The following is a 10,375-nucleotide window of genomic DNA, read 5'->3' on the forward strand; positions in this document are numbered from 1 at the left end:
ATACCGGCCTGTCACGCCGGGGGTCGCGGGTTCGAGTCCCGTCCACTCCGCCAACAGAAAAGCACAGATTAAAACACCGTGGAGTGGTAGTTCAGTTGGTTAGAATACCGGCCTGTCACGCCGGGGGTCGCGGGTTCGAGTCCCGTCCACTCCGCCAATGTTTTAATCCTTTATTTGCTCAGTGGAGTGGTAGTTCAGTTGGTTAGAATACCGGCCTGTCACGCCGGGGGTCGCGGGTTCGAGTCCCGTCCACTCCGCCAATGCAAATAAACTCATAATGATATCTCTGCGGAGTGGTAGTTCAGTTGGTTAGAATACCGGCCTGTCACGCCGGGGGTCGCGGGTTCGAGTCCCGTCCACTCCGCCATTCGATATCAAAGAGGATGCTCTATAAACACATACCACTGCGGAGTGGTAGTTCAGTTGGTTAGAATACCGGCCTGTCACGCCGGGGGTCGCGGGTTCGAGTCCCGTCCACTCCGCCATTTATTAAGCTCATTCGCTTACGTCAAATATTAAACATTTCCACAACACAAAATCCACCTAAACTTCATCGCGTATAGTTAGTCAATTCTTTGTTTTTAGAAATATTTATACGATATACCTTGTAACATTTCTGTTGTCTCAAGTTGTCCCTCTAACTGATATGATGCTCGTAAAAAAGGAGCGCATTAATGATAGAGATAAAGCAGCTTTACAAACAATTTGCCAACAAAATTGTGTTTGAGAACTACGACAACTGCTTCCGCGCTTCTAAATGCTGCGTCCTCGGCGAGAATGGACTCGGAAAAACGACCCTGTTTACCATCATTGCAGGGCTAGACCCTCATTATCATGGGCAAATTTTACTTGCAGGTGAGCACAAGCCGGCACTGCAACAGTGCGTCGCGTTAGCGTCAGATAAGGTGCCATTTCCTCAGTTTTTAACCGCGCGTCAAATCCTTTCAATGACCAGCGTCAGTTGGCAGTGTGAAATGCCGCTGGCACTTGCACAGCAGTTTGGTTTTACAGGGTTCTTGGACACGTTCGTCAAAGATTTATCATCTGGTAATCATAAAAAGCTACAACTATTAAATGCTATCATGCGTAATACTCCCTATTTGATCCTCGATGAGCCTAGCGCAGCGCTTGACCAGGCTGGCGTAGAAGTGCTTTGCCAGTGGTTGGCATCGTTCTCAGGTCAGGTGCTGATAAGCAGTCATGAACCGCAACCGTTTTTAGACATAGGGTTTACAACTCAGCCGCTGTTTAGCACTGATTGATGTAGAGCTGTGCATGACCTACTTACAATATCGAATTACAGCCTATCGCTATGCGCTTAGAATGCTATTAAAGCAGGCAAATCAGTTTGCACTGATGATCAGTACATTATTTTATATATTTCTGCCGGGGCTTATCGCAGCTATGTTTTTTGGTTTGGGAAGAATCATTCAAAATGACAGTGAACAAGCCTCTAACCAGATTATATGGGGCTGTTTGTTGTTACAAACACTACTACTCAACGTATTAAAACCTGCGATATTAGATGATGCTCATCGCATGTTTCACCATAGCCTTACCAAAAGCAAAATTAGATTAATCGCCTCGGACATTGCTCAATTAGTTGCAAGTCATGTATTACTTTGGATGTCGTTAATACTGGCTCTGGCTATGGGGGTTGATAAGCTTGCAAGAGCCCCTCACTTTATTGGCTTTATGATAACCCAGCTCGGTATGGGTATTATGCTGCTCTATCGGCCCCAAGCGGCTGTATTGACCCTTGTAGCGTCATTAGTACTGTTAGCTACAACGTCATCAAACCTTGCTTATTTGGCATGGCTTAATGCTTGTTTACTTGCACTGAGTTTTGTTAAGCCTATTCGATTACGTTATTCACCAACAAAACTTACGGTCTGGTCATTTTGGGCTTTGTACGGCTTGTGTCACGCTTGGTCATTGGCTTGGCGTGTAAGTATAAGTTTGTTAGTTGTTTGGGGTGTAGCGGTTATTGGGGTGGAACGACCAGAATTATTGCATTGGTATACACCGATGGCAGCTCTGTTTGCTTCGTTAATATGGGCATCGCTGTGTATCAAAACCACAAAATACATCAATCAACACAGGTTGTTCTGGGCTAGTTTAAAGCAATTAGGTGCGCTGGCTCAGGCGCAACATATATTGATATTTGTACTGTACTTCTTATGTTGGCTTACAGGAGTGATATTACTGAGGTTTGATGTTTTTTCGCTGGCAATTTTGATACTAGCGCCTGTGTTGCAGTGGTGTGCAGCCACTATACCGCAGCGTCTTGCCGTATGTTGGGGTAGCTTTGCTGTGCTTACATACCTTGTTAAGGCATTAATGTAGATATAAAAAAGCCAGCATTGCAGCTGGCTTTGACTCATTTTAACGAATATAAAAGGTTACGCGGCACTGGCACCTTGAGATTTAGGTTTGCTGCCTTGACCTGCGGTTAACTCGCTTGGGTCAAAATCATCAACATTGATAACAGCTAAACGCTTGGCCTCAACTGCAGCTAATTTCTCAGCCTCGTCTTTATTCAAGATACCAGCGTCTAAGCCCATTTGTGCGACCTTATCTAGTTGTATAAATGGTAGCTTTTCACCTTTAGCACGGCATACTTTGTCGAATAAAGGTTCTACTTCTAGAATATCGCGCAAGGTTTGCTCTTGTTTACCTAAAATATTGAGAGGTTCGTCTTTTAGGTAGATGTGAGATCCTAGACGCTCGCGTGACTCATTGGGTGTTTGCAGTAAGTGTGCAACTTTTTGCTCTAGTTTATCCGTAGGTTTGCGTACCGGACGTCCGAACGGGAACAATAACACTTTTAAAACGCCTCTTAGCAATGCTGAAGGCATATTATTGATTAAGTCAGCAAGTGCTCTTTGACATAAGTACAAGTGCTCCTGACAGCTCCACTGCACGAATGGTAAGTCTTCTTTCTTACGGCCTTCATCATTGTAGCGTTTCAATGTTGCAGATACTAAATATAAGTAACTCAACAAGTCACCGAGTCGCGCTGAAATACGCTCTTTGCGCTTCAATGAACCACCAAAAACAGCCATACATATATCAGACATAAGCGCTAGTGATGCGCTATAGCGGCTGGCGTTTCTATAAAACACAGCAGTTTCGTCATTAAACGGCACCTTGGTGAAGCGTGCCCCCGTTAATGCTAGCCACTTTGTTCTTACTAGGTTAGAAATTGTAAAGCCAATATGGCCCATAAGTGAGTTATCAAAGCTCTCTAATGCTGCTTGTTTATCTTCCATACTCACTGCATTTAGCTCAGCAAGCACGAATGGATGACAGCGAATCGCCCCTTGTCCATAAATGATCATGTTACGGGTAAGTATATTCGCCCCTTCAACAGTGATTGCGATTGGTGCACCTTGATAACCACGACCCAGATAGTTGTTTGGACCTAGGCAAATCCCCTTACCACCGTGAATATCCATGGCATGCATGGTCGATGCACGCATTTGCTCGGTCAGGTGATATTTCAAAATTGCAGAGACAACTGATGGCTTTTCACCTAGATCTACCGCACCGGTAGACATACTCACTGCGGCATCTGTGCTATAGGCATAGCCACCAAGTTTAGCAAGGGCTTCTTCGATACCTTCCATTTTACCAATTGGTAACTTGAACTGACGACGAATACGGCTGTAGGCACCACTTGCGAGCGCAAGAGACTTAATACCACCAGTTGAGTTAGATGGTAAGGTTATCACGCGGCCAACAGACAAACATTCAACCAACATACGCCAACCTTGGCCAGCCATTTTAGGGCCACCAATGATGTAATCAATTGGTACAAAAATGTCTTCACCTTGTGTTGGACCATTTTGGAAAGGCACGTTTAGTGGGAAGTGACGGCGGCCAATTTTCACACCTGGCGTATTGGTTGGGATTAGAGCACAAGTAATACCAGGCTCTTTGTTGTCACCAAGTAAACCATCTGGGTCGCGTAGTTTAAACGCTAAACCAAGTACAGTTGCCACTGGTGCAAGGGTAATATAACGTTTGTTCCAAGTTAAGCGAATACCCAGCGTTTCTTTGCCTTCCCATTCGCCTTTACATACGATACCAAAATCAGGAATAGCAGAAGCATCAGAACCTGCTTCAGGTGAAGTCAAAGCAAAGCAAGGGATTTCCTGACCGTTGGCAAGTCTTGGTAGATAATGGTCTTTTTGTTCTTGAGTACCGTAATGTTGCAATAACTCACCAGGACCGAGGGAGTTAGGCACACCAACGATTGAAGATAGCAGTGTTGATTTACTGGTAAGCTTTTGAAGCACACAAGATTGTGCATAGGCTGAGAACTCCAGACCACCATATTGTTTCTTGATGATCATTGCAAAGAACTTATTATCTTTGAGGTATTGCCAAACGTCTTCTGGTAGGTCGGTTAGCTCATGTGTTGCTTTCCAATCGTCCAACATGGCACAGACTTCTTCAACTGGGCCATCTAAAAAAGCTTGCTCTTCAATCGTTAAACGAGATTGAGGATACTGGTGTAGCTTTTTCCAATCTGGGTTACCGCAAAATAGGTCCGCTTCCCACCAAGTCGTACCCGCATCTATTGCCGACTTTTCGGTCTCAGACATGGTTGGCGTTACTTTCTTAAACGCTTTGAACAGTGGGGCAACAATGTATTGTTGGCGAATGTTAGTAAGTGAAAGGGGCACTACTATGGCTAAGAAAATCAGCCAAGAAATCGCACCAAAGGCACCGAAAATAGTACCCACAAGTAATGTTACAGCAGCAACGCCAACAGAGGCGTTCCAGCTTGCTCGGTGATAGCTTGCGATGCTCACAAGTACTATCAAGGCTAGGGTGAATAAGAGTGTCATGTTGTTCTTCCTTATAAGAGGTCTGACCACTTTGGCTAGACTAGCTCTAACGGCTGATCATTTCAAGAGAAAAAACGTTTCATTGTATAGTAGTTAACTGTAGGTGATTTAGCGTGATGTAGGTAGAAATAGCCATTGACCAACAGCGCCCGCTTTGTAGCGGCTAATTGCCATGATGCAAAACTTTCCTGAAGCGAAGAGAGAGAAAGGTGCAAAACGGTGGTTGCTTTTTGTGCGCTTGGGCCTATTGTTTTAGCAGAAGAAGCGTTCAAGGAGGAACCTTTAATGATCATTTCAACAATCGTGATATCGGTGTCACTGCTTGCGACATGGATGTCGATAAATGTTTACACACCCGCTGTATTTTTTAACTTATTTTGCTGCTTAATTAGTGCTTGGTATGGCTATCATGCCCATGTACACAAAGCACTAGCCCTAGCATTTTTTAATGTATTTGCTGTTGTTATGAGCCCCTTACTGATTTTGCCTGAACAAAAAACTGCGACGTTAATGGTGATGTTTTTACTTATGATTATGTTTGCTGGTATCGCCATTGGTATTCACAAAGTAAAAGTCAAAGCGTAAACAGCACAATCGCTCGAATATATGGGTGGAAACTCGCATTCCACCTAGGCTTAGGTATACAATATCTCTCCCGTGCCCAGTTTGGAATATTCAATGAAGATCCTTGCAGATCAAAATATGCCTTTGGTTGAGGAGTTTTTCTCAGATTTAGGTGAAGTTAGGCGTTTTGATGGTCGCAACTTACAAGCATCAACACTGCAAGCAGTCGATGCACTGCTAGTTCGTTCTGTTACAACGGTAAACGAAGAATTACTCGCACAGGCTCAACACCTTAAATTTGTAGGCACTGCGACAATCGGCATTGATCATGTCGATACGGCTCATTTAGCACAGCGAAATATCGCATTTTCGAGTGCGCCTGGGTGTAATGCCATTGCCGTTGCTGAATATGTTATCAGTGCGCTATACGCATACACTCAAGAGACTGGTACAAGCCTTGAAGGAAGAACATTAGGTATTGTGGGTGTGGGTAATATAGGAAAGTGCCTACAGCAGAAGCTGATTAATTTGGGCTTACGCTTGCTATTGTGTGACCCAGTACGGCACGAAGCAGGTACTCTGGATGAGCATGTAGATATAGACAGTGTGCTAGCACAGGCTGATATCGTAACGTTTCATGTGCCTTTGGTTAAAGAGGGGCGTCATCAAACGCGCCACTTACTTGATGCTGAGCGTATCTCAAAATTAAAGGACAACATGCTTGTTATCAACGCAAGCCGTGGTGATGTGATAGATAACCAAGCATTGCTCAGCGCCTTACAAAAAGGGAAACGTTTAGAGCTTGTGTTGGACGTGTGGGAAAACGAGCCGAATATTTTGACCGAGTTACTCCCTTATGTGCGCTTTGCAAGTGTGCATATTGCGGGCCATACCCAAGAGGGTAAGGCAAGAGGCACACAGATGCTTTACCAAGGACTTTGTCAGCGTTTGGGGATAAGCGTTGATAAAAGCCTAGAAGACTTTTTGCCTGTTCCGGCTTTAACCAAATGTAGAACTGAAAAAAGCTTAACAGAGCACGACTTAGGGCGCTTAGTTCATTTGGTCTATGATATTCGTCGTGACGATGGCTTAATGAGAGCCAATTTAGCCAGCCATGGTTTTGACAGCTTGAGGAAAACGTATCCCCCACGTCGTGAGTTTAGCACTCTGAGCATAGAAAATATGAGCGAACATGGTGGGTTACTCACCTCGTTAGGCTTTAATGTTATACAAAAGAATGAGGATTGATTATGTCGCAAAAATTTAATGTGGCGGTTTTGGGAGCCACGGGCTTGGTAGGCCGACAGATCATTGAAACACTTGAAGAAAGAAAGTTTCCTGTCGATCAGCTGTTTGCGCTAGCAAGTAGTAGAAGCGCAGGAGAAGAAATTGATTTTCGCGGCGAAAAAATAGAAGTATTGGATGTTGAGCAATTTGACTTTAGCCAAGCTCACATTGGGTTATTCTCAGCCGGTGGTAGTGTATCAGAAAAGTATGCGCCAATAGCGGCCGAGGCGGGCTGTGTGGTGATTGATAACACATCACACTTTAGATATGAGTATGACATACCTTTGATTGTGCCTGAGGTAAACAAAGAAAGTCTGGCAGATTTTCGTAACCGCAACATTATCGCTAATCCAAATTGTTCAACCATTCAAATGCTAGTGGCACTTAAGCCGATATATGACGCTTATGGTATCGATCGCATCAATGTTTCTACATATCAAGCCGTTTCTGGCGCTGGTAAAGAAGCGGTAGACGAACTGGCTAAGCAAACAGCAAACCTTATGAATGCAAGGCCCGTGGATAATCAGATTTTCAGCAAACAAATCGCGTTTAACGTTATTCCTCAAATTGATGAGTTTCAAGACAACGGTTACACCAAAGAAGAAATGAAAATGGTGTGGGAGACGCATAAAATCTTGGGTGACAGTAATGTGATGGTAAATCCTACGGCAGTCAGAGTACCTGTCTTTTTCGGTCACGCAGAGTCCGTTCACCTTGAAACGCGTATGCCGTATGACATTGAGCATGTAAAACAGCTTCTAAACGATGCCCCTGGTATTGAGCTTATCGAAGATGAACATGACTATCCGACACCTGTGAGTGATGCCAGTGGCAACGACACTGTGTATGTTGGCCGAGTACGTCAAGATATCTCTCATCCGCATGGCTTAAACTTGTGGATAGTATCAGATAACACTCGAAAAGGTGCTGCAACTAACAGTGTACAAATCGCTGAAGAGCTCATTGCCAATTATTTGTAAATCACTTTTCTTAAAGTGCTGCTAAGAGGCAGCACTTTGCCGTTAATTGCCACAACAATGGCAATGATGTCAGATGTTTGCCTTATCTTCTTGTCTCCAACCTCGATGGCTTTGCCATGGCTTGATATAAGCGTGTTAATTTTCAATGCGTTGCAATGGATATTCCAAGGTAACTGGTTTATAGTTTGAACTTGGAATAGAGCTTGCAGTAGCAATCGTTAGCAACATTTTGATGTTTAGCAAAAAAATATGTTGAACATAGTACTGAAAGGACCAACATGCGCGGTTTTGTCGTTTTTTGTATCTTTGTCTTCACATTGATCACATTGCCAGTTAACAGTCTAGAAGAGCCTCAGATAAAGGGGCCCAAAGGCGTTGACTATGGTCAGCAAGGTCGATCAATTGGGCCAATTAAACCATCAGATACGCTGTGGCGTATTGCTCAGAAAGTTAGACCTGATGAGTCGGTATCCATTTATCAGGTGATGAGTGCGCTTTATCGTAAAAACCCGCAGGCGTTTTTGGATCAAAACCTCAATCATATGCGCGATGGTGCTTATCTAAAAATCCCAACCATGGGAGAGATCCGCAAAGAAGACCCAAATTTAGCAAAACAGCGTTCTGATCAGGATGACGCGCTTTGGGAATTGAAAAAAAGCGGTATGCTCGATAACCAAACGATTGAACAAGCTCAAAAAAAAGTCACACAAGCGCGTAAGATTGACGTCGAAGAAGCCCAAGACGCCCTAACTAAACAGTTAAAGTCCATTCAGCTAGAGCAAGACTCAAGACTCATGGATTTGCAGTCTCAGTTTAGAAGTTCGGTACGTAATGTTGAAGAAATCCTCCAAGAAAACGACAAGCTCAAGAAGCAGCTGGGGAATATATCTGAAGAATTGCAAAGCGTGCGGGAGCAGTTGGGTAAGGATAGTGAGATCCAGCAACAGCTCCAATCAATGATCAACCTGCAAACCGCGCTAATAGAACGTCAAGAAGAGCAAAGAAAAAAGGCGCAAAGTAGTTTTGATTTAAGCTCAGCATTAACTGACCCTCTGATGCTAATGTTGCTGGCTACACTGCCAGCCTTACTTGCGATTGGTGCGGGTATTTTCTTCTTGCGTAAGCGTAAACAGGATCAAGACAGCCCCGCTGAAGATGATGATTTTATGCCTAAGACGGCAGCGTCAGCCGCAACTGATCCGCTTGACTTGGGCATGCCAACAGCACCACCAGAAACAGAGATAGAAGATAGCGTACAGCTGGATGATGATATTTTGCCTGAAGATGACGACATTATGTTTGACTCTTTAGAAGATGATACGTTTGATGAGGGCACTAGTGAGTTAGATCAAGATGAACTTGATAGCTTGTTAAATGAAGACATCGTATTTGATGACGAAACAAATGAGACTGATATACCAGAAGATCTCGATGATTTCTTACAACAAAGCTTTGATGGTGAAAACGATGATGCTGGCGATGACGTTTCCTTGGACATTGATGATGATGACTTCGGCTCCGAGAACATTGATGATTTGTTAGATGAAGGTGCTGAATTTAACGAAGAGGAACTAGATGTTGATGTTAGCGATGATGCGTTAGCGGCACTGAGTGAGGAGCTGGCTGATGATCAAGAAGATATCGATATTGACGCGTTAGTTGACAGCGCCGGTGAAGACAGTTCCGACGATGACTTTGATATTGATGATTTGATTGATGAAGCTGCTCAGCCAGAAGCGGATATAGACAGCGATGATGTGGACGCGTTGTTAAAAGAAGCACAAGTGGATAGCTCAGACGCTAGCGACGAAGGTGCTAACATTGATGACATCGATGCTCTGCTGAATGAGACTCAGACGGACAGCGTAGACGCTAGTGACGAAGGTGCTGACATTGATGACATCGATGCTCTACTGGACGAGAATCAGGCGGACAGCGCAGACGCTAGCGACGAAGGTGCTGAGATTGATGACGTTGATGCTCTGCTGGACGAGACTCAGGCGGATAGCGCAGATGCTAGCGATGAAGACGCGGACATTGATGATATTGATGCTCTGCTGGATGAGACTCAGGCGGATAGTTCAGACACTGCTGTAGATAATGACGATGTTGATGGTCCAGAAGTTGGTGAGGATATCGATGACATTGATGCACTATTGGATGAGGCTCAGGCCGATGATGCAGATGAGGTTTCTGATAGTACAGATGTAGATATCGACGCTTTGTTGGATGAACCTGAGGAAGATGACGTTGAAAGTGACGACGATATTGATGCGCTGCTAGATGAACCAGCAGAAGATGACGTTGAAAGTGACGACGATATCGACGCCTTGTTGGATGAACCTGAAGAAGGTGAAACAGAAAGTGATGATATCGACGCCTTGTTGGATGAACCTGAGGAAGGTGAAACAGAAAGTGATGATATCGACGCCTTGTTAGATGAACCAGCAGAAGGTGAAACAGAAAGTGATGATATCGACGCCTTGTTGGATGAACCTGAAGAAGGTGAAACAGAAAGTGATGATATCGACGCCTTGTTAGATGAACCAGCAGAAGATGAAACAGAAAATGATGATATCGACGCCTTGTTGGATGAACCTGAAGAAGGTGAAACAGAAAGTGATGATGATATTAACGCCTTGTTGGATGAACCTGAGGAAGGTGAAACAGAAAGTGATGATATCGACG

The 10,375-nt window shown here is 44.3% G+C and carries 7 protein-coding genes and 4 tRNA genes; 10 read left to right on the top strand and 1 reads right to left on the bottom strand.

Annotated elements, in window-relative coordinates; genetic code table 11:
• Positions 1-80: 80 nt before the first annotated feature.
• The 6 genes from BET10_RS16430 (at position 81) to BET10_RS16455 (ending at position 2,346) form a co-directional block, all read left to right on the top strand.
• Positions 81-157: transfer RNA gene (locus BET10_RS16430), tRNA-Asp, on the top strand.
• Positions 158-183: 26 nt separating this feature from the next.
• A tRNA-Asp gene (locus BET10_RS16435) sits at positions 184-260 on the top strand.
• 30 nt (positions 261-290) lie between these two features.
• A tRNA-Asp gene (locus BET10_RS16440) sits at positions 291-367 on the top strand.
• Between the two features lie 41 nt (positions 368-408).
• Positions 409-485: transfer RNA gene (locus BET10_RS16445), tRNA-Asp, on the top strand.
• A 189-nt stretch (positions 486-674) separates the two neighbouring features.
• The gene (locus tag BET10_RS16450) at positions 675-1,262 is read left to right on the top strand and encodes an ABC transporter ATP-binding protein (RefSeq protein ID WP_070986679.1); all 588 of its coding nucleotides are present in this window, start codon (positions 675-677) and stop codon (positions 1,260-1,262) included.
• 13 nt (positions 1,263-1,275) lie between these two features.
• Positions 1,276-2,346, top strand: coding sequence for a DUF6136 family protein (locus BET10_RS16455; RefSeq protein WP_070986680.1), 1,071 nt, complete (start codon positions 1,276-1,278; stop codon positions 2,344-2,346).
• Between the two features lie 56 nt (positions 2,347-2,402).
• On the opposite strand, the gene fadE is transcribed toward BET10_RS16455, so the two are convergent.
• Positions 2,403-4,856 (bottom strand): acyl-CoA dehydrogenase FadE, encoded by a 2,454-nt coding sequence (fadE, locus tag BET10_RS16460; RefSeq protein ID WP_070986681.1) that lies wholly within the window; start codon positions 4,854-4,856, stop codon positions 2,403-2,405.
• A 285-nt stretch (positions 4,857-5,141) separates the two neighbouring features.
• Here fadE and BET10_RS16465 point away from each other — a divergent pair, with 285 nt between their 5' ends.
• From BET10_RS16465 to BET10_RS21885, 4 genes are all read left to right on the top strand, one after another.
• Positions 5,142-5,441 carry a DUF6419 family natural product biosynthesis protein gene (locus BET10_RS16465; RefSeq protein WP_139158561.1) on the top strand — a complete coding sequence of 100 codons (300 nt, stop codon included), beginning with the start codon at positions 5,142-5,144 and terminating at the stop codon, positions 5,439-5,441.
• 93 nt (positions 5,442-5,534) lie between these two features.
• A complete protein-coding gene (locus BET10_RS16470; protein WP_070986683.1) occupies positions 5,535-6,668 on the top strand; it encodes a 4-phosphoerythronate dehydrogenase in 1,134 nt (377 codons plus the stop codon).
• Between the two features lie 2 nt (positions 6,669-6,670).
• Positions 6,671-7,687, top strand: a complete 1,017-nt coding sequence (locus BET10_RS16475; protein ID WP_070986684.1) for an aspartate-semialdehyde dehydrogenase — start codon at positions 6,671-6,673, stop codon at positions 7,685-7,687.
• Positions 7,688-7,965: 278 nt separating this feature from the next.
• Positions 7,966-10,375, top strand: a 2,410-nt coding sequence (locus BET10_RS21885) for a FimV/HubP family polar landmark protein (RefSeq protein ID WP_276204898.1), incomplete at its 3' end; no start/stop codon positions are given.

The sequence above is a fragment of the Pseudoalteromonas amylolytica genome (assembly GCF_001854605.1).
In the GTDB taxonomy this organism is placed as follows: Bacteria; Pseudomonadota; Gammaproteobacteria; order Enterobacterales; family Alteromonadaceae; genus Pseudoalteromonas; species Pseudoalteromonas amylolytica.